The organism is Nocardia sp. NPDC059195 (genome assembly GCF_042754695.1).
Taxonomy (GTDB): Bacteria; Actinomycetota; Actinomycetes; order Mycobacteriales; family Mycobacteriaceae; genus Nocardia.
Genome location: NZ_JBHZBG010000001.1, coordinates 25,879 through 44,441, shown reverse-complemented (window position 1 = coordinate 44,441; position 18,563 = coordinate 25,879). Strand labels below are relative to the sequence as shown.

General features: G+C 65.7%; 18 protein-coding genes. 7 read left to right on the top strand and 11 right to left on the bottom strand.

The window, feature by feature from the left end:
- Positions 1-636: 636 nt before the first annotated feature.
- Positions 637-918, top strand: coding sequence for a hypothetical protein (locus ACFXKN_RS00210; protein ID WP_378973385.1), 282 nt, complete (start codon positions 637-639; stop codon positions 916-918).
- A 64-nt stretch (positions 919-982) separates the two neighbouring features.
- Here the strand turns inward: ACFXKN_RS00210 and ACFXKN_RS00205 are convergent, their stop codons facing one another.
- The 6 genes from ACFXKN_RS00205 to ACFXKN_RS00180 all read right to left on the bottom strand — a co-directional run bounded on the left by ACFXKN_RS00205 (position 983) and on the right by ACFXKN_RS00180 (position 7,549).
- Positions 983-1,900, bottom strand: a complete 918-nt coding sequence (locus tag ACFXKN_RS00205; protein ID WP_378973382.1) for an arginase family protein — start codon at positions 1,898-1,900, stop codon at positions 983-985.
- An 80-nt stretch (positions 1,901-1,980) separates the two neighbouring features.
- Positions 1,981-2,661 (bottom strand): alkylmercury lyase family protein, encoded by a 681-nt coding sequence (locus tag ACFXKN_RS00200; protein ID WP_378973378.1) that lies wholly within the window; start codon positions 2,659-2,661, stop codon positions 1,981-1,983.
- A 202-nt stretch (positions 2,662-2,863) separates the two neighbouring features.
- Positions 2,864-3,748 (bottom strand): hypothetical protein, encoded by an 885-nt coding sequence (locus tag ACFXKN_RS00195; RefSeq protein WP_378973372.1) that lies wholly within the window; start codon positions 3,746-3,748, stop codon positions 2,864-2,866.
- Between the two features lie 80 nt (positions 3,749-3,828).
- The gene (locus ACFXKN_RS00190; protein WP_378973368.1) at positions 3,829-4,632 is read right to left on the bottom strand and encodes a DUF4239 domain-containing protein; all 804 of its coding nucleotides are present in this window, start codon (positions 4,630-4,632) and stop codon (positions 3,829-3,831) included.
- Positions 4,633-4,824: 192 nt separating this feature from the next.
- Complete coding sequence (locus ACFXKN_RS00185; protein WP_378973364.1) at positions 4,825-6,021, bottom strand: FAD-dependent monooxygenase; 1,197 nt, start codon at positions 6,019-6,021, stop codon at positions 4,825-4,827.
- A gap of 61 nt (positions 6,022-6,082) precedes the next feature.
- Positions 6,083-7,549 carry an MFS transporter gene (locus tag ACFXKN_RS00180; protein WP_378973359.1) on the bottom strand — a complete coding sequence of 489 codons (1,467 nt, stop codon included), beginning with the start codon at positions 7,547-7,549 and terminating at the stop codon, positions 6,083-6,085.
- 215 nt (positions 7,550-7,764) lie between these two features.
- Between ACFXKN_RS00180 and ACFXKN_RS00175 the strand changes: the two genes are divergently transcribed.
- The 4 genes from ACFXKN_RS00175 (at position 7,765) to ACFXKN_RS00160 (ending at position 12,559) form a co-directional block, all read left to right on the top strand.
- Positions 7,765-9,090, top strand: a complete 1,326-nt coding sequence (locus ACFXKN_RS00175) for a sensor histidine kinase (protein ID WP_379432052.1) — start codon at positions 7,765-7,767, stop codon at positions 9,088-9,090.
- Complete coding sequence (locus tag ACFXKN_RS00170) at positions 9,087-9,767, top strand: response regulator (RefSeq protein WP_379432051.1); 681 nt, start codon at positions 9,087-9,089, stop codon at positions 9,765-9,767. Before ACFXKN_RS00175 ends, ACFXKN_RS00170 begins: the two co-directional genes overlap by 4 nt.
- Before the next feature lie 181 nt (positions 9,768-9,948).
- Positions 9,949-10,731, top strand: coding sequence for a class I SAM-dependent methyltransferase (locus tag ACFXKN_RS00165; RefSeq protein WP_379432050.1), 783 nt, complete (start codon positions 9,949-9,951; stop codon positions 10,729-10,731).
- 139 nt (positions 10,732-10,870) lie between these two features.
- Positions 10,871-12,559 carry an alkaline phosphatase D family protein gene (locus ACFXKN_RS00160; RefSeq protein ID WP_379432049.1) on the top strand — a complete coding sequence of 563 codons (1,689 nt, stop codon included), beginning with the start codon at positions 10,871-10,873 and terminating at the stop codon, positions 12,557-12,559.
- A 121-nt stretch (positions 12,560-12,680) separates the two neighbouring features.
- On the opposite strand, the gene ACFXKN_RS00155 is transcribed toward ACFXKN_RS00160, so the two are convergent.
- The gene (locus tag ACFXKN_RS00155; protein ID WP_379432048.1) at positions 12,681-13,376 is read right to left on the bottom strand and encodes an NAD(P)-dependent oxidoreductase; all 696 of its coding nucleotides are present in this window, start codon (positions 13,374-13,376) and stop codon (positions 12,681-12,683) included.
- 10 nt (positions 13,377-13,386) lie between these two features.
- Here ACFXKN_RS00155 and ACFXKN_RS00150 point away from each other — a divergent pair, with 10 nt between their 5' ends.
- Both ACFXKN_RS00150 and ACFXKN_RS00145 read left to right on the top strand, forming a co-directional pair.
- Positions 13,387-13,779 carry a MerR family transcriptional regulator gene (locus ACFXKN_RS00150; RefSeq protein ID WP_379432047.1) on the top strand — a complete coding sequence of 131 codons (393 nt, stop codon included), beginning with the start codon at positions 13,387-13,389 and terminating at the stop codon, positions 13,777-13,779.
- 100 nt (positions 13,780-13,879) lie between these two features.
- Positions 13,880-14,362: a nuclear transport factor 2 family protein gene (locus ACFXKN_RS00145; RefSeq protein ID WP_378973319.1), complete on the top strand. Its 483-nt coding sequence runs from the start codon at positions 13,880-13,882 to the stop codon at positions 14,360-14,362.
- A 78-nt stretch (positions 14,363-14,440) separates the two neighbouring features.
- Here the strand turns inward: ACFXKN_RS00145 and ACFXKN_RS00140 are convergent, their stop codons facing one another.
- The 4 genes from ACFXKN_RS00140 to ACFXKN_RS00125 form a co-directional block, all read right to left on the bottom strand.
- Entirely contained in the window at positions 14,441-15,283 is an 843-nt protein-coding gene (locus ACFXKN_RS00140; RefSeq protein WP_379432046.1) for a mycofactocin-coupled SDR family oxidoreductase, read from the bottom strand.
- Between the two features lie 67 nt (positions 15,284-15,350).
- Positions 15,351-16,751, bottom strand: a complete 1,401-nt coding sequence (locus ACFXKN_RS00135) for an MFS transporter (RefSeq protein WP_379432045.1) — start codon at positions 16,749-16,751, stop codon at positions 15,351-15,353.
- Positions 16,752-16,765: 14 nt separating this feature from the next.
- Positions 16,766-17,557: an SDR family NAD(P)-dependent oxidoreductase gene (locus tag ACFXKN_RS00130; RefSeq protein ID WP_378973303.1), complete on the bottom strand. Its 792-nt coding sequence runs from the start codon at positions 17,555-17,557 to the stop codon at positions 16,766-16,768.
- 11 nt (positions 17,558-17,568) lie between these two features.
- Positions 17,569-18,342, bottom strand: a complete 774-nt coding sequence (locus tag ACFXKN_RS00125) for a hypothetical protein (RefSeq protein WP_378973295.1) — start codon at positions 18,340-18,342, stop codon at positions 17,569-17,571.
- Positions 18,343-18,563 lie beyond the last annotated feature (221 nt).

Sequence of the window (18,563 nt, the reverse complement as noted above, 5' to 3'; positions counted from 1 at the left end):
CTTCGGTGCCCACGTCGATGCCGGCTATCGGTCACAGGAACTCATGGCTTGTGCCATCTACGTCGCCGACATCCGCTGGACCAGGCGCGTGTCGTCCTGGACCAGGTCAGCTGCGGTGGTTCGGCGGTCGTGACCCGCCGGGACGCGCTTGCGGGCATCCATTCCGCTGTCGTGGTGACCCGCGACTACCCGCCGGTGGTTTCGACGGCGAAACTCGGTGTCATCCGAGCGCGCATGCCCCTTGCATACACATTCGATGCTCGCCGATTGCCGTCGTGAGCGGCCAGGAAGCGACCTGAGGCAGAGCAGAGTCATCAGACATCGAGAACCACCTTTCTTGACAGGTACACAGCTTCGAAGCTCCAGCTTCCCACCTCGAGCCTTGCCGGCAGGGAAACCCATGGATCGTTGTTACTCCGCAATTGTCTCGAGGCGATCGCAGCCGGACCCGCAATTCACACCGCAATAGTTCTCATGCCCCAGTAGGCCCGGGGCCGGGCCCATCCCCGAGGCGCGCGGGGGTCATCGGTGCCGCGTTCATAGCTCGGCCCCGGCGCGACAGGCAGTAAAATTCGGGTGTTTCAAATTGTTGATCCTCGAGCTAGAGTCGGCGAACACATCTCACAGGAGATAGCCATGAATCATCTGCTCGCCAAAACCTTTGCCACCATTGCTCTTTCGGGCGCACTGGTCGGCGCGACCCTCGGACCGGCGCTCGCCGCCCCGTCCGCGCCTGCCCCCCTCGCACCGATCGCGGATTCCGGGTCCGCGACGGAATCGGCCGAGATGCTACTGGCCTGGCCGCTCGGCTTCCTGTACTTCGCCGCCTGCTTCGCCGACGGGGACAGCCCGACCCACAATCCCCTCTGCCAGGCGGTCATAGACCTGACTTCCGGCAGCACCGGCACAACTACCTGATCACGCTCAGGGCTTCGCGCTACCGACGTGCGCCTCACCGTCGATGCGCCACCACCACAGGCACTCAGAGTGCGGTCGCCGGCAGCGCCGTCATTATGTCGGCGACGAGACGGACGATCCGCTGAGCGTCCGAGCGGTCAGGGTCCTGGTCCGGGTCGTAGATAGCCAGACTCCAGCCGATACATCCGCCGCGTGCCACGGCGGCGGTCAGTGCGCGGGTGAGCTGGTCCCAGGTCAAGCCGTGCGGTTCGTCGGCGACGTCAGGTAAGCCTTGGGCTGGGAACTGTTCGGGGTCGAGGACGTCGAGATCGACGTGCAGCCACCAGCGTCGGGCATTCTGTTTCAGGTGGTCCACCGCCGAGCGCGCGAGGTCCTCCGGTACGGCGGCGACTTCCTGCCAGTCGCGCATCCAGACGCCGCTATCCCGTAGCGAGCCGACGTTGAACTGCTGACGCCAGCCACGGTCACGCGGGCCGAGGACGGCGAGCTCGTCGCGTCCGAGCGCGGGTAGTCGCTCGGACAAGGGACCTTGCATCAGCTGCCCGGAGAGCCCGAGCAGCAGGCCGAGCTCGGTATTTGCGGCCTCACCGTCTTCGGAGACATCCAACGGCATCGTGTCTTCGTGCCCGTCGACGAACAGCAGGCTCACCGGTCCGTCAGCACGAAGTGCTGGGATTGTGCCGAGCAATGTGGAGCAGTCTGCGCCGTACACGAGCGGGAAGCGTCCACCAGTCACCGCTGTCGTAACCCGGGAGCCGACCTCCTCGGTCATGGCCAGCAGCGCAGGTTCGTTGATCAACGAAGTCTGCGTTCCCCGCTCGCGGCTCCCCGTGGGCAGCACCATTGCGTCACGCTCGGTGACCTCATACGCCGCCAAGGCGGCGCCGAGACCGGACCCACGCAACGCCGCGGCAGCGACTGCCTGATGGCCCGACCGGCCGTATCCGTCGAAGGGAACCCCAACCAGCTCCACCGCAACCATGACAGCAATCGTCGCACCTCAACCGGACCGATGTCATCCCACCCCGGGCCGCTCGTGGACAGCGCGCTGGGTTCAGATCCCTACGGCAGCTGCCAGAACTGGCCGGTTAGCCCGCACACATCGAGCAAACGCTGATTGTGCTCGCGGCTGTGTGGCTGAAACTGAGGGTGTAGGCGGTCGCCGTACCACGGGCCGGCCAGTCGCCACACCGCCGTCGCATCGGCGATATAACCACTGCCGGGGGCATTTTCAGCGGTCCAGCGATCCGCATGTTCACGGTCGCAGAACATGCGGATCATCGTGCACGTGCCGACGACGTCGTCCCACCATTGTGCCGCCGGACGTGGAAACCGGACCGCGAGCTCAGCCGGAGGTGCGGTCTCCGGGCCCGAAACGACAGCGATCGCCGCACCACAGTGGGGGCAATTGGTGTCGATGCGGACATCGAGATGCAGAGCCGCGCTGATGCCGAAGGAGTCCCACGCGCATCCACCCCACCAGCGCCGATCATCATGCCCGTCGGCGGGGGTCACGACGAACGCCATCGGTGCCGCGGTGAACGGGTGTGCCATGCGCACCGCGTCGCGGTCAGGTGCCAAGACCAGTGCATGCGCGTCGGCCAGGATCTCGAGATTGTCTTGAACCGATTCGACGGTGCTCTGCGTCAGACGAGCCAGCTCGGCAACCGACGGCGCACGGCCCTGCGCGGCGAAGATCTCGTAGACGAGATCGCGAATTCTGCGCGATTGCGGTGTGTTCATGACGATCCTCCAGCCCTGCAACGATGAGGTCGCACGACCCTAACCTCGCTACTCAGACGACATCGCTCGCGGGGCCCCTCGAGAATTCATACTGTTGACCTGCGATCTATCGGTGAATACAGGTCAGGCCGAAGATCCACCGAGACAACCACAGGAGACAACTGTGGTTTCTCGGCTGAGTGCAAGGACCGCTCCTCAGCGGCTACTTCCGGCCATGCAGGCGAGCACGCGCGCCTGCGATGATCGTGATGATCATGACCGTCATAATCTGCAGCGCGGTGAGCGGAGGTGAAGGTGGTGACTGAACAGGTGCGGCGTACTCGACCCGGGGCGGTAGGGGCGGCTGTGGCGGGATCGCTGCGGGGATCGATGGGATCACCTCGGGCGGTCGCACTGGGATAGGCATCACGGCCGGTGCCACCGCTGTCGGTGGAATGATCAGGGGGATACCGGGTTCCGGCAGGCCGGGGACCGGTAGCAACAGCATGCAGGTCAGCAGGGCGCTGCCGGTCGCGGCGCTGCCGACCGCCGCACTGCCCGCACCGGCCGAGCCCGAGCCGACGCTTCCGCTGGAGCCGAGGCCGATCAGGCTCGAGCCCATGCCGCTACCGGTGACGATGCCAGACCCCAGCGCGGCGCTGCCGATTGCCGCGCTGCCGACACAGGCGGGGAGCACATGGTCGGGGTTGAGGAGCAGCAGGCCGCCGAGCGTGCCCGGGTCGGCGATCGTAGTCGGCGGTGCCGTACCCGGCGCGCGATCGGGATCCACGGCGGTTGCATCGATCATCGCGTGGGCGGCATCGATGCCGCTGGGTCTACTCTGGCCGAGGCCGAGAGCTTGCCCGGCCGCCGGGTTCGGGACCACCCCCGCCGAGCTGCCGGTCGGCGCCGACGACCAGCCCGGTTCATTCGCGGCGCTGCTGCCGGTGCCGAGCCCCAGCTCCAGCCCGTCGGATGGTCCGTCGCTCGGGGCGGCCACGGTGCCCGGAGCCGCACTGCCGCTGATGATCTGGTCGATCGTCGGTATTCCCGACTCAGCCGCGGCGAGCGGAGAGTGGACGGCGAGCAACGCTGCAACCGCCGGCACCGTCGCGAATCCTCGTACTGCTCTTCGTTTTCCGCCCATCATGCCTCCGAAAGCCAAGTACTGATCGCTGTTCGACCCGGTCAACGAGGAATATCGCCACTGGAGGACGGTTCCGCGGCAAGGTGCTGGAAGCGTGCGAGCGCGAGTTCGTAGGCGTCTTTGGCGACGTGGTTCCCGCCGGCGAACGGCCGATCCAGTTGATAGACAGCCACAATGACCGCACCGATCACCAGACCGAACAACCCGGTCATGAGGATGCTGCGCTTGGTGACCACAACACCGGAGAAGACGGTGCCGAACAACAGCATGGCAGTGGCGAACCACAAGGCGATGTAAAGAAACCAGGGCAACCGATAACCGGCGTCCAGGCCACGGTCGAAGCGGGCATCGGCGATCGCCGCAACGGCAGTGGCGGTCTCGTCCTGGGCCGCCTTCGCGTCCGCGGTGGCGGCAGGCACGGAACTCACCGCCTCCCGCAGATCATCCAGCGTCGCCTGCGTGGACGGGCTCAGTCGGCGCTGTTTGTCCATGACGTGCCACTCCTCGTCGAGCACCTGTCGGGTGTAGGCGGTCACCAGGGTTTGGATCTGCTCCCGATCCGGCTCGGGCATGCTGTTCGCGGACTCATACACGCTCACCAGGGCCTTGCCCTCCGCCACCGTGTGCGCATGCGAGGTGTCGTACTGCTGCCACAGGATCACCACCACGAACGCCACGATGGCGGCGAAGAACATGTTGACCATGTCCAGCATCATCGAACCAGCACCTGAATCGTCTTCGTGCCGCCACGATTCGGGCCGCACCCGATCCCCCAGCACGAGGATCCCCATCGCGACGCCTACGAACAGCGCCAATACCGCCAGCTGCAACAGAATTCCTAGCATTCCGCGACTCCGTTCCTGCCGGGGGTGGAAGCGATCACACGGTATTCGGGGTGGCTGCGCGGATGGATTGCGATCTGAATCCGTTCCACCCCAATGATTTACAACCGAGCGGTCGCTTTTGGGTGCTGCCACCGTGCCAACTCCGTGCCCGGTCGACGTTCACGGCCTCCTCGAGCACTGGGCACTGCGGCACTAGGCCCTCGGTCTGGGATCGGGCAACGTGAGTGCCGTATGGGCCGGCCGCCCTGTGGTCGGCGGCGACGTGGTGAGGCCGCGGAGTCTGTGGTTGCGAGCTTCCAGGGCGTCGGCCGTGGTGGGAAACAGTGCCGCCTCGCCGGTGGAGATCTGCGCTTGGTTGAGGTCGACGAATCCGCGGCTGGCGCGCTCGTAGGCGGTGAAGGCGGTGGTGTGATCGTCGTGTGCGGCCAGGGCGTCGGCGAGCATGTAGGCGCCGACGAGTGCGAGGCCAGACCCTTGCCCGGTCAGGAACGACGGCGCGTAGGCGGCATCGCCGACGAGTGCCACACGCCCTCTGGACCATTGCGGCATATGGATCTGACTTACCGTGTCGAAGAAGGGATCTGGGGTGTGGTGCATGGCCTCGACCATGGCCGGTATCTCCCATCCGTCATCGCCGTAGACGGTGGAGATCAGATCACGGTGAGTATCGGCGGCGCGAAGGACTTCGTGCGACGGTTCGGAGTGGGCGAAGGCCAGCAGAGCGTGTACGTCGCTACCGTCTCCGACGGCGTAGAGCGCAGCGGCCCGTCCGGGGGTGTTCCAGATGAGTGCTTCGTGCGAGAGCCCCAAGGTATTGGGCATGGCGCAGATCGAGAAGCAGTAGCCGAGGTAGCGCAGGTAGTGCTGTTCGGGGCCGAAGGCGAGTGCCCTGGTTCGTGAGTGCAGTCCGTCAGCGCCGACTACGAGGTCGAAACTGCGTTGGGCGCCGCTGCGGAAGGTGACATCGACACCGTGATCGTGTTCGGAGAGTGCGTCGATGGAATCGTCGAAGACGAACTCCACGTTGTTGCGGACTGCTGCGTAGAGCACGTTCGTCAGGGCCCCTCGCGGAATCTCGAGGTCATGTCCGTCGACACCCCCGACCACTGCTTGCGGATGAACGACCGCGGCTCGACTGCCGTCGGCATCGAGGAAGGTCACCCGCCGCGTGTCGATATGGGCTTGCTGTAGTTGCGGCAGGATGCCCATCCGGTGAGCGACAGCTACGGCGGTGCCACGCACGTCGATCGGGTATCCGCCGTCGCGCACACCGGTGGACTTCTCGACCACTGTCACCGTGAAGCCATATTGGTGCAGCCAGAACGCCAACGCGGGACCCGCGATGCTCGCGCCGGAAACCAGGACGGTTCCTCTCGATCCGGTATTCATGTCAACTCCTGTACTTCTCAGGGGATTGGCCAGGGAAGGGCTCATTCGCGGGTTGCGCGGTTCAGCCGACAATCTCGGGCTCGAGTCTCGGCGCGGGCGTCTGACGCTCCGGGCGCATGGTTCGTACGAGAACGGCGACGACTATCGCGGCGATCGCGAATGCCGCGGTGGCGATCGCGATGTAGCTGAACACCCCGGTAGCTGAGTTCACTGTCTCGCCATCTGAGACGACCGTGGTCGATGCGAGGACAGCCGCGCCGACGAAGTTGAACACCACAGCCCCGGTCGACACCATCACCATGACCAGGCTGGACACGATGCCCTGCCGTTGTGCCGACGCCAAGTTGCCTGCCATGTTGAAGCCTGACGCGCCCAATGCGGCGACCGTGACACCGAGCAAGAACGCGAAGCACAGCGCTGCGAGTAGCTGCGAAGTACCGAGAAACATCCCGATCGTGGCTACCGTTCCGAGCATGACCGCCCCGGCCAAGGTCCGGGCCGGCCCGATCCGCGTACCCAACCATCCGGCCACCGGACCGCCGAGCATGACTCCGACGGCCGGTGCCGCGAGTAGCAGCGCCACTGACCCGTGATCTGCGAGGCCGTAGCCCAAGTGCTGGTCCGCCGAGATATCACCGATGAGGGGAATGAGCTGCAGCATGCTCTGGTAAGAACCCGCACCGAGGAAGACGACCAGTAGCGTGAGAATCAGTGGCCTGCCGAGGTTTCCGACGTCGACCAGCGGGTCAGGCTTTCGGCTCGAGGCCCTGAACCAACTGGCCGACGCCACGAACCCACCGAAGAGAAGGGCGAGCGGGCCGACGCCGGACCAGCCGAGGTCGGGACCCATGCTGATGTAGCCGAGCACACCGAGCAGGCCACCCCCGAGCAGGAGAGCACCCGCGATATCGAGCCGGCCCGGTGTCTTCACCAGTGATTCGGGAACCAGGAAACGCACGCAGATCGCCATCGCGACCGCGATCACCGCGGAGAGGAGGAACAGGATCTGGAAGCCGAACTCCGTCGCCAGCTTCTCGATGAGAAACCGGGAGGCGACATTGAGCACCGCGGTGCCGGTGGTCACGATGCCGACAATGATCATGGCCAGGCGTGGCGTGCACACGGTTCGCACGATCGCGACCGACAAGAACATGGCGGCCAACGCGGCTCCCTGCAGCATGCGTCCCACAACGAAGACCCACATCGTCGGGGCCACCGCACAGATCAGCGCACCCACGCAACTGATCAGCAATGCCAACACGAGCACTCGACGTTTGCCGTAGATGTCGGCGCTCTTCCCGAGCAGTGGCGCCCACATCACTCCCGCCAGCATCGCGGTGGCATTGAGCCATGCCGCCTGGTCGGTGCCGAAGTGGTCGAGCATCTCGGGCAGGACGATCAGCGGTGCGCCGATTGCCGAGTCCACCACGAAGTTCACCAGAGCCAGGACCGCCACGAGACCGAGTAGGCGCCAGCTCCACCTGGAATGAAGGCCGACGTTCGCACCGTCGGTTATGTTCTGCTGCATCGAAATCGGCTCCTCACCAGACCTGATCCGCCCCGGGTAGCGCCGTGGCGACGTTCTGGCTACAACAGTTCCAGCGGACCTTCTGGCGGGCATCGTCTCTCGTCACCGATCGCCTCTAGTGCTGCTGCACCAGACGGCCGCATACGCCTGGTGCGTTCGTACTGGGTCGAGCGCCTCGCGGTTGAGGCAGGCTTCGGACGCGTATCTTGGGCGAGGTGTTGGGCGACCCCGCAGCGTTCCCCGATCAGGTGATGGCCACTCGCCAGGTGGCGCGACGACCGACGTCGTGGCGCGAGGCGCTGGTCCTCGCGACAGCGTTCCTGCTGTGCCTATCCGGCGGGATCTTTCACCTCGACGACACCTTGGGATGGCCACCGATCGCCACCTATGTTGTCGCGGGGGTCTCGTGTGCGGCGCTGTTCGTGCGGCACCGGGCGCCTGTGGCCGCGGTCGCGGTAACCACGGCGTGCGGGATGCTGGCCGCGCCCGCGGGACTGCTGCTGACCCCGCTGATCGTGGTGCCGGTCGCGATCGCCGCCTATGCGCTGGCAGTGCATTACGAACCCAGGGTGGCGATCGCGGTCCTGGTCCCCGCCGTGGCATTGCTGGTCGCGGTGACCCCATTTCTCGATGGCCTGTCCTGGCAGGACAGCAGCAGGCTGCTGTCCGTGGCAGCGCTGCCGCTGATCGCCGCAGCGCTCGGTAACGCGACGCAGAGCCGACGGGCTTACCTGGCTGCCATGGAAGAGCGAGCCCTGCGCGCCGAGGAGAGCCGGGAGAGTGAGGCGCGCCATAGCGTTGCCGAGGAACGGGTACGCATCGCGCGCGAGCTGCACGATGTCGTCGCCCACCAGATCACGCTCGCCAACGCCCAAGCAGTGGTTGCCGCGCACGTGTTCGACTCTCACCCGGAACAGACTCGCTCGAACCTGCACAGCATTATCGAGACCACGAGAAACGCCCTCGACGACCTGAGGGCCACGGTCGGGCTGCTACGCCAGGCCGGGGACGCGAACGCTGCCGCCGAACCGTCGCCCGGCCTGTCCCAGCTTCCCCTGCTCCTCGAGTCATTCGGCCGTGCGGGACTGCGAGTGACGATGGACCACGAAGGCGCGCCAACACCGCTACCTCCTGGCGTGGATCTCACTGCCTACCGGATCATCCAGGAAGCCCTGACCAACGTGAACAAACACGCTGGGACCAGCAGCGCTCGAATCCGCTTGTCCTGGAGGCACAACCGGCTCTCTATCACTGTCACCGACGACGGGCCGGACGCGCAGGCCGCACCGAAACCACTGCTCGAGCCGAGTGCGTTCACACGATCGGACGGGCTATCGGGCTACGGGCTGATCGGTATGCGAGAACGCGCCACAGCGATCGGGGGGCAACTCTTCACCACTGACAGCCCGGCGGGTGGCTTCATCGTCTCCGCCCACCTGCCACTCACGCCCGAGTATGCGGCGACTGTCGACAAACCGGTAACCGACGCCAATTCAGACGCTGGGCGTGTCAGTGACGCAGAGAACGGTGGTCCCCCGTGACGATTCGAGTGTTACTCGCCGACGACCAGGCCCTGTTGCGCCAAGCGTTTCGAACACTCCTCGACACCGCCGAGGACATCAGCGTGGTCGGTGAGGCCGCCGATGGCCGACAAGCGGTGAGCCTCACCCGTGAACTGCACCCCGATGTAGTCATCATGGACATCCGGATGCCCGATGCCGACGGCCTCACCGCCACCGCACAGATCTGCGCGGACCCACAACTACACGACAGCCGCGTCCTGATCCTCACCACCTACGAGACCGACGACTACGTCGCACAGGCGCTGCGCGCGGGCGCGAGCGGCTTCATCGGCAAGGGCATCGGCGCAGCGGAACTACTCGACGCCGTCCGCACCATCGCCCACGGAGAAACCCTCCTGTCCCCCGCGGCAACGCGCAGCTTGATCGCTCGCTTTCTGGCAACACCAACCGACCAGGCGGCCGACCACACGTCCGAGCTACTCGACGCCCTCACACCGCGAGAACGCGAAATGACCATGCTGGTCGCAACAGGACTGTCCAACAACGAGATCGCCGAGCAACTGTTCGTGAGTCCGTTCACCGTCCGTGCCCATGTGCAACGCGCCATGAACAAACTGCAGGCTCGCGATCGTGCACAACTCGTCGTCATCGCCCACCAGACCGGGCTGGTCAACCGAGCACATCCTGGGCATTGACGCCGCAGGCCGGCAGATCAACGCTGAGGCCACATGGCCTGTCGAAGAAAAGGTCCCACCATCTGCTTCCCGATCTTTCGCCTACCGCAGTCGGTGCCGCGAACGCCGAGACTGGCTATCGTCGAGCTGGTGCAGCCTATGCGCAGATCGAGCGATCTCGTGGACCGAAAGTGATGGTGCGATGGCTGATTCGGAAACCGTGTTCGATGCGAAACTGACGACCTTCCAACAGTGGCAGACGACCCCGTGGGGCAGGCTCCGCTACAGCATCGCCGCCGCGAACCTGATGCCCCACCTCCACCACGCCGGCCGGGTGCTCGACGTCGCCGGCGGCAACGGCCTCGACGCCATCGAGCTCGCGGCACGCGGGCACCACGTCACCATCGTCGACATCTCCGAACCGGCGCTGGCTGACGCGCGCGCCCTCGCCGCGAAGCAGGGCGTCGGCGACCGGATCAGCACGCAGCGCCTCGGCGTCGACGAGCTGGCGCGGCGTTTCGCACACGACCAGTTCGATGTGGTGCTCTGCCACAACCTGATCCAGTACGTGCCCGACCCGAGAACGCTGATCGCCGTGCTGGCCGCGATGGTGGCACCGAACGGCGTGGTGTCTGTGATCGCGCCGAACGCCGACGCCGATCCCCTACTCACCGCGGTGCGCGACCTCGACCTCGAGGAAGCGCTACGACAGCTCGACAGCTCGACTCGCCACACGGTCACCTACGACACCGAAACCCGTGCCTGCTACGCCGATTCCGTCATCGACGACCTCGCCGAGGCAGGCCTTCATCTGCGGGCACGCTGCGGAATCCGCAGTGTCTGCGACCTGCTCGTCGACGACACCCGCAAGGACGACCCGATGTTCTTCGCCCAGCTCGAACGGCTCGAACTGGCGATGTCCACGCGCGCGCCTTACAGCTACACCGCGCGATTTTTCCAGCTCGTCGCCGGCCCTGCCCGCTGAGCGACCCGGTCAGCAGTTCGCTCACTGAGCGGGATCCGCAGTCGCAGATCAGCCCGGGATATCATCACGAACCGGATTCAGTTCGGTGAGGGGCAGAATGCCCCCGCTCGACAGCCGGTCCGCGGCATAGTCTGGACTGATGGCACGGCTGCCGGAAAGTAGGACCGAGCTGGTTCTGGGTCCGTTGCTGCGTCACGTCGGCGAAGGCGACGCCACCGTCTGGGTCGAGACGTCCGCACCGTGCACTGTCGAGGTCCTCGGCCACCACGAACACACCTGGACCATCGCCGGACACCACTACGCTCTCGTCCTGATCGCGGGACTGGCGGCCGGTTCCGTCACGCGGTACGAGGTCAGTCTCGATGGGGAGCGCGTCTGGCCACTGCCCGACGCCCCGTACCCGTCCGTCATCCGCACGCTCAGCGGCGACGCCGATCTGACCCTCGCCTTCGGCTCGTGCCGATTCGCCACACCGACGGCGACCCAGGACAACGACCACTTCGACGCCGACGCTCTCGACGCCTATGCGCGGCGAGTCATGGAACGCTCACCCGAAGATCTGCCCGACGCGCTGTTACTGCTCGGCGACCAGGTTTACGCCGATGAGCTGCTGTCCCCGGAGATCCTCCGTCGCATCGACGAGTTGCACGACCTCGACCAACCGCCGGGCGCCCAGATCCGCAACTTCGAGGAGTACACGTGGCTCTATCGCGAGTCATGGTCCGACCCGCAGGTGCGCTGGCTGCTGTCCACGGTTCCGTCGTCGATGATCTTCGACGACCACGACGTCATCGACGACTGGAACATCTCGAAATCGTGGCGGGACGAGATCGAGGCCACCGATTGGTGGGAGGAACGCATCGTTGGCGCGTTGTCGTCGTACTGGATCTACCAGCACCTGGGCAACCTCTCGCCCGCAGCCCTGGCCGACGACGAGCTCTACCAGCGGATCCGATCCGAGGACGGCGACTGCGCGGAGTTGCTCCGCGATTTCGCATCCGCAGCGGACGAAGAAGCCGACGGCGCCAAGGGAACGCAATGGTCGTATCGCCGTGATCTCGGCACCACTCGGCTGCTCGTCATCGATTCACGGTGCGGACGCATACTCGGCGGCGGCACGCGGTCGATGGTCTCCGAGCCCGAGTTCTCGTGGATCGAACGACAGACCGAGGGCGACTACGACCACCTGCTGGTGGGGAGCTCGCTCCCGTGGCTGCTGCCGCGCGCCCTCCACGACGTGGAGTCGTGGAATGAGCGCATGGCCTCAGGGGTGCGGGGCCGACGTGTGACCGAATGGGCCGAAAGATTGCGACGCTCAGCCGATCTGGAACATTGGGCCGCCTTGCGAGATTCATTCGACCGGCTCGCCCGGCTCGTCGCCCACGTCGGGCGCGGACAGTGCAGTGGCCCGGGAGGACGGGCGCCCGCCACGATCTGCGTGCTGTCCGGCGACGTTCACCACGCTTATGCCGCGCAAGCGCAGTTCCCCGACGACGTGAGGTCCCGGGTCTACCAGCTGACCTGTTCGCCGATGCACAATCGCATTCCGACAGCCATGAAGGTGATTTTCCGGGTCTCGTGGAGTCGGACCGCCGAACGGGTGACGCGTTTCCTCCTGGACCGGGTGTCCACCGTTCCCCCGGTGTCGGTCGAGTGGAGTCGGGTCACCGGCCCCTTCTTCGGCAACCAGATAGCGACGCTGCATCTGCGCGGTCGGACCAGCCGCCTCGTGCTGGAGCAGGTGAGCACCGACGGCGGCCGTCCACAGTTGACGACGGTCGCGGACGTGGTGCTCTCGACCGAGACGGACGGCTCGCCCTTGTTCTGATCGCGAATCTCGTAACCATCTCGGTCGCGAATACCAGCACCGCGCGATTGTGGTGTTCGTGAATTGTGGCGTCCCCAGCCAGCCGACCATCAGCGCCCAACGCTGCCGTTTTGTCGCTAGCTCATCGGTGGTGAGGGAGGTCCTGCGGATTCTTGAAGATCTCGAACATGGCGAAGTAGTTCTGGGAGCCGTACCCCTGAGCGAGCGCGAGTTCGGCGAAATCCTTCATCAACTGCGGCTGATCGGCGTTGACGCGCTGCTCGATGCTGGTGCGAGTGATGTGGGCCAGGGCGTTGAGGTTCATGTGCATGGTGCCGAGATCACCGGGGTAGGCGGCTTTGTCCAGGTTCGGTGCCTGTTCGGCGAGGCTCGCCGGGGCCAGCATCAGTGGCATGAACCAGCCCAGCGCGAGTTCGGCGAACTCGACCGCGGGCACGCCCGCGGAGCCGACCAGGGCAGCGCCGTGCAGGAATCCGTTCAGCGTCGCGTACATCATGCCCAGCAGCGCCGTGTTGTAGAGGACGGCGAGCCCTGGATCGGTGCCGAGGTATCGCGGGTCACCCAGGAGCGCGAGAGTTCTACGGTGGCGGTCGAATACGTCCCGAGAGCCGCTGTACAAAAAGACTGATGCGGGGTCACCGACGAGCGGCGGCGGCACCATGACCGCGCCATCGAGGTAGTCGAGGTCGCGCTCGTCCGCCCAATCCGCTGCTGCCCGGGCCTGCGCCGGGGTCCCCGAATTGAGGTTCACCAGCAGGTGACCCCGGAACGCGTCGTCACCTGAGTCCAAGACCATCGGCGAGCTGTCCCGGCTCACGGGAGCGAGCGTGCGCTCGTTGCGTTACTACGAGGAACAGGATCTGCTTCGGCCACTGCGACGCCCGAGCGGCTACCGCGAATACCAGGCGGAGGATATCGCCACAGTGCACGGCATCCGCTTGATGCTCGCGGCGGGGCTCAGCACCGCGACGATCCGCGGATTGCTGCCGTGCATGTCCGACGCCGGCGGCGAACTCACGCCGTCCTGCTCCGCGATGCTGCCCGACCTGCACCGCGAACGGCAACGGCTGAGCAGTGCCGCAGCCGACATCCTGACCGCACGCGACAGACTGGACGCACTCATCGAGGCCACCTCACGGCTCGTCCTCGCTGATCCTGCGGAGTGTGACTCGATGATGGCGGGAAACGGGTCACGCAGGGATGGCAGACTCGGGCACTGAGTGCAGCGATAACCCGTTCCAAATCTGCTGTCGGTGGCTCGGGCAGAAAACGAATCCGCGAAACCTTGATGAGGATTAGAACACGTTCTAATATGTTGATATGGACCTCATCGCGATCGAAGAGATAAAACGCCTCAAATACCGATACTTCCGCACACTGGACCTCAAGCGATGGGACGAATTCAGCGATTGCCTGACCGCAGACATCAAGGCTCGCTACGGCACCCAGGCTATGAAAGCGCCGCTGCACTATGACACGCGCGAGGGCGTCGTCGGATTCATGTCCGAGAAGGTGGGACCAGGGATCATCACCACGCATATCGCCAACCATCCGGAAATCGATGTCGACGGCGATACCGCAAGGGGTTCTTGGGCTTTCGAGGATACGGTAATCGTGTCCAAATATAACGTACAGATCCGGGGCTCCGGCTACTATCGCGACGAATACCGTCGGGATTCCGACGGAAAATGGCGAATCGCGGCCACCGAGTACGAGCGAATCTATGAAGCGTCGACGTCGCTTCGGGACCTCCCGAGCTTTAAGCTGATCGCGAATCGCTGGGACCCGGATCTGCAGCACTGATCCATTCGACAACCACAGGCCGCTGACCCGGCGGAATATATCGACCGGGTCAGCGGCTTGTGTTATATCCAGAACAGATCACGCAGAATTCTTGGCAGTGGCTCCCGCATCGATCGGAATGACCATGCCGGTCATGTGCGCGCTGGCGTCCGCGGCCAGGAACAGCACGATTCGCGACACCTGTTCCGATTCGATCGCGGCGATGGGCAGGACATGGATCTTCGCGGCGAGCACGGGGGCGACATCGTCCCAGGAAGGCTGGTCGAGGTCAGGCCGGAACTTGCGATACATCGCGTCGTTCATCACCATCGGCGTCGCGACGTTGCCCGGGGCGATCGCGTTGACGGTGATGTTGTGTGGAGCCAACTCCAGCGCAACGGATTTCGTCATCCCGATGACCCCCCATTTCGATGCGGAGTAGGCGGTCATTGTCGCTCCGCCGGTCCGGCCGAGCATCGACGAGGTGGTGATGATGCGCCCATACTTCCGGGCGATCATGCCCGGGGTGACTGCGGCCAGGGTGTTGAATACGCCGGTGAGATTGCTGGCGATGACCTCGTCCCAGAGCTCTGCCGAATGCGAGTCGATCGGTGACATACCCACCACGCCCGCATTCGCGACGGCGATATCGACACCCCCGAACTCGCTGTCGGCTCGCCGCACCAGCGCCTCCATCGCGGCCCGGTCAGCGGTGTTCACGGTTGCGCGCAGACAGCGGCGCCCGAGCGCGGTGATCATCTTCTCGGTCTGGGCCAGATCAGCTTCGGACGCCAACGGATAGTCGAGCGCACCGCTGTCCTCGCAACGATCGCAGATGACGACATCAGCGCCGCGTTCGGCGAACGCGACCGCGTGCGAACGCCCTTGACCTCGCGCCGCGCCGGTGACCAGCACGACCTTGCCATCGAACTCGGTGGGCATGTTCCTCCTCGATACTCCGGAAAATTCATCGGGACAGTAGATTTCGTCGCAGCCGGCCGTACTGGCATCACCGCACGCTCGGGCTGTGGACGGCGCCTTTCGGTATCCGCAGGGCCACCGCCGCGGTGGCGAGGCAGGCCAGCACGATGTAGCCCGCGACGAGATCCAGCGAAACGACCGTCGGTGCCCCCGTTTCCGGCACGGTCGACACCGAGAGCACGAGCATTCCGATGGCGACCCCGATCGCCATCGACGCGGTGCGCACGACCGCGTTGGTGCCGACCACCTCACTGGTGTTCGCTTCGGGGACCGCCTCGACCAGCAGTATCGGCAGAGCGGTGTACGCGAACGCGGTGCCGATGGCGGCCGATGCCACCACGAACAGCATGCCGAGCACGGAATCGTGCATCGCGACCATCAGCACCGCGGAGACCGCGAACAGGGCAGTGCCGATGAGCAGCGAGCGACGGGCACCGAACGACTGCGCGACCCGACCGCTCAGCGGGGCGCAGAGGTAGGCGCCGGCCGAGGTGACGAAGACGACGAAACCCGCGACCGTCGGCGTGAGACCGAGTCCGAAGGGCGCAGCGGTGGGCGATTGGAGAACGATCGCGAAGACCATGCTGGTGATGCCGAGTGGTCCGATCGCCAGCGCGCAGGTGGCGGCCATGGTCAGCGCGACTTTGTGGTCGGTGAGCAAGCGCAGGTTGACGATGGGGTCCGGATGCCGCAACTCCCAGCCCGCCCAGGCGGCAAGCGCAACAACACCGCCGACGATGAGTGCCACGATGCGCGCGTCGGTCCAGCCGAGCGACTTCGCGAGGGTGAGACCGAGCAACGTCGCCGCGATGGCAGGCGCGAAGGTGCAGGTGCCGACCCAGTCGAGGCCGGTGCGCGGATGATCAACCGTGCTACGCGGCACGACGAACGCCACCAGCACGGCTGCCACGACGCTGTAGACCGCCGTGAAGGCGAACATGGCGTGCCAGGACAGGTAGTCGAGGAACAACCCGGCGACGATGAGGGCCGCGGCCCCAGCCGCCACCGCGGCTCCGGACACCAGCGCTACCGCCACGGGTACCCGTCGCCGGTCGACGTGCTGGCGCGCCAAGCCGATGCACAGCGGCAGGATCGCGCCGGCGACGCCCTGGATGGCGCGACCCGCCACGATCCCCCACAGCGAACTCGACAGCATGCTCACCAGAGAACCGACGACCGAGACTGCGAGCAGCACGATCAGCACCCGCTCACGACCGAACATGTCGCCCAGGCGGCCGCAGATAGCCGCCGAGGCCGCGGCGACGAGCAGGAAGGCGGTGTAGGTCCAGCTGACGGTGGCCGTGTCGGCGTCGAAGATCCGCATGAAGGTCGGCGTGGCCGCGATCACCATCGATGCCTCGAGCGCACTGATGACCTCGACGACGACCAATACGGTGATGATCGACCACTCCGAGCGTGGCGATTGCATGGTGATGCCTCGAATCATTTGCGGCCGAGGAGTTTTCGCATGGCCCGTGCTGCGCCTTCGACGAGCTGGGCACGGGGAAAGCCGCTGCGCTGCTCGGCGGCCGCGTAGTTGCCGCCCGCTACCCAGACCGGACCGTCGGCGAGATGTTCGAGCCCTTCTGCGGCCACGTCGCCTGGCTCGGCGACGAGCATTCCCGGAATGTCGAAATTCAGGCCGGCACGTTCCATCGCGGGGGTTCGGGTAACGCCGAGGACCAGCTCGACGACGTGGACACCGTGCGGCCGGAGCTCGAGCCAGAGCCCCTCGGCGAACACCCGGCTGAACGCTTTGGCCGCCGCGTAGATGCTCTGATGCTCCGCACCCAGGTAGCCGGCCAGCGACCCGAGCAACATGATTCCGCCGCGGCCGCGCGCGGCCATTTTCGCGCCGAAGTGGTGGGCGAGCTCGAGCTGGCGGTCGATATTGAGCGTGATGACACCGCGGAACCCGGCCAGATCGCCGGTGACGAACTCGTGGCCGTAGCTGTTGGCCCCGGCGTTGAAGATCAGCAGGCCGACCTCGAGGTCGGCGGTGGCTTCGCGGATCCGGTCCACCGCGTCGGCATCGAGCAGATCCAATGCCAGTGTCCTTACCTCGACGCCGGTGGCGCGCACCTTCGCCGCGGTCTCCTCGAGCGGGCCCGGCTTGCGGGCGATGAGCACCAGATCGAGTCCCGCCGTGCTCAATTGCTCGGCGAACGCGGCGCCTACGCCCTCGGACCCGCCGGCGATCACGGCCCACGGGCCGTAGTGGTTCTTGTCGATCATGCGCTTGCCTCTCAGTGGGGAACGGACGCCACGAACGGCGCGTGGACGGTCTGGAAGTACTGGAAGGCCGAGTACGCCAGGATCGGTGCCCCGACGAAGATCGTGCCCGCCATGGTCCCCACCGGACCGAGCATCAACGCGCCCGCGGCGCAGCCGGCAATGGGGCCCGCGCCCAGCAACGCCGCGAGCGGCAACGTGGCAGCGGTCAGCACGGCCGCGCCGAGCACGCAGCCCGCGACACCGCCGATGACCGTTCCGATCATCGCCCCGCTGACCGAGGCGATGGTCGCCTGCTGCACCAGCGAACCGAAGGCAGCGGCATTGCGCGCCTCGACCGTCGGATACGACGCGTCCGCCTGACGGCGAGCGTCAGCGATCGAGACGAGCGGACCGGTAGTCGGGGCATCGGCGACCGTGACTGCCGCGGCCGTGTTCCGGTCAGGCGTCAAGGTAGCGGTCGTACCGTTGAACTCGGCGGCGATCGGGTAGGCACGGCCCGCCAGCTGGTAGGTCAACGGCAGTTCGGCGACAACGGTCCCGACGCCGTTGCGGATCTGGACCTTGCCGTCGCGCTCGGTGAACGATCCGACATCGGTGGCGATCACCACGGACTTGTCGACGATGCTCGCGGTGTAGTTGATGCCCGGCGCGAGAGGGAGCTCGATCTGTTCGAGGCCGTTGGGCTCCGGTGCGGGTGCGGGATCTGCCAGGGCCTGCCCGCCGACTGCGCTGACGGTGAGAGCGGCCAATGCGGCTGCGGCGGTGAACTTTTTGATCACGCTCATGTGCGTTGGTCCAATCCTGAATTCGATGCTTGATGCCGTTGTCTACGGGAGTGGGCTACGTCACGGTCGGGCCCTCCCAGTGGATGGGACTGGCGCACAGCGGTAAAGACAGGCGCATGGGCCGAGTAGGGCGGCGGGGTCTGCGATGATGACGTGTGGTCGGCCGACTCGATCTCACTGAGCGGGCGCAACCTACCGAGCGATGCGCGCGGCGGGCAGCA

Bases quoted from the DNA above. Each gene is read 5' to 3' on its own strand.
- ACFXKN_RS00210 (WP_378973385.1), top strand. From the start codon at position 637: ATGAATCATCTGCTCGCCAAAACCTTTGCCACCATTGCTCTTTCGGGC.
- ACFXKN_RS00205 (WP_378973382.1), bottom strand. From the start codon at position 1,900: ATGGTTGCGGTGGAGCTGGTTGGGGTTCCCTTCGACGGATACGGCCGG.
- ACFXKN_RS00200 (WP_378973378.1), bottom strand. From the start codon at position 2,661: ATGAACACACCGCAATCGCGCAGAATTCGCGATCTCGTCTACGAGATC.
- ACFXKN_RS00190 (WP_378973368.1), bottom strand. From the start codon at position 4,632: ATGCTAGGAATTCTGTTGCAGCTGGCGGTATTGGCGCTGTTCGTAGGC.
- ACFXKN_RS00185 (WP_378973364.1), bottom strand. From the start codon at position 6,021: ATGAATACCGGATCGAGAGGAACCGTCCTGGTTTCCGGCGCGAGCATC.
- ACFXKN_RS00180 (WP_378973359.1), bottom strand. From the start codon at position 7,549: ATGCAGCAGAACATAACCGACGGTGCGAACGTCGGCCTTCATTCCAGG.
- ACFXKN_RS00165 (WP_379432050.1), top strand. From the start codon at position 9,949: ATGGCTGATTCGGAAACCGTGTTCGATGCGAAACTGACGACCTTCCAA.
- ACFXKN_RS00160 (WP_379432049.1), top strand. From the start codon at position 10,871: ATGGCACGGCTGCCGGAAAGTAGGACCGAGCTGGTTCTGGGTCCGTTG.
- ACFXKN_RS00145 (WP_378973319.1), top strand. From the start codon at position 13,880: ATGGACCTCATCGCGATCGAAGAGATAAAACGCCTCAAATACCGATAC.
- ACFXKN_RS00140 (WP_379432046.1), bottom strand. From the start codon at position 15,283: ATGCCCACCGAGTTCGATGGCAAGGTCGTGCTGGTCACCGGCGCGGCG.
- ACFXKN_RS00135 (WP_379432045.1), bottom strand. From the start codon at position 16,751: ATGCAATCGCCACGCTCGGAGTGGTCGATCATCACCGTATTGGTCGTC.
- ACFXKN_RS00130 (WP_378973303.1), bottom strand. From the start codon at position 17,557: ATGATCGACAAGAACCACTACGGCCCGTGGGCCGTGATCGCCGGCGGG.
- ACFXKN_RS00125 (WP_378973295.1), bottom strand. From the start codon at position 18,342: ATGAGCGTGATCAAAAAGTTCACCGCCGCAGCCGCATTGGCCGCTCTC.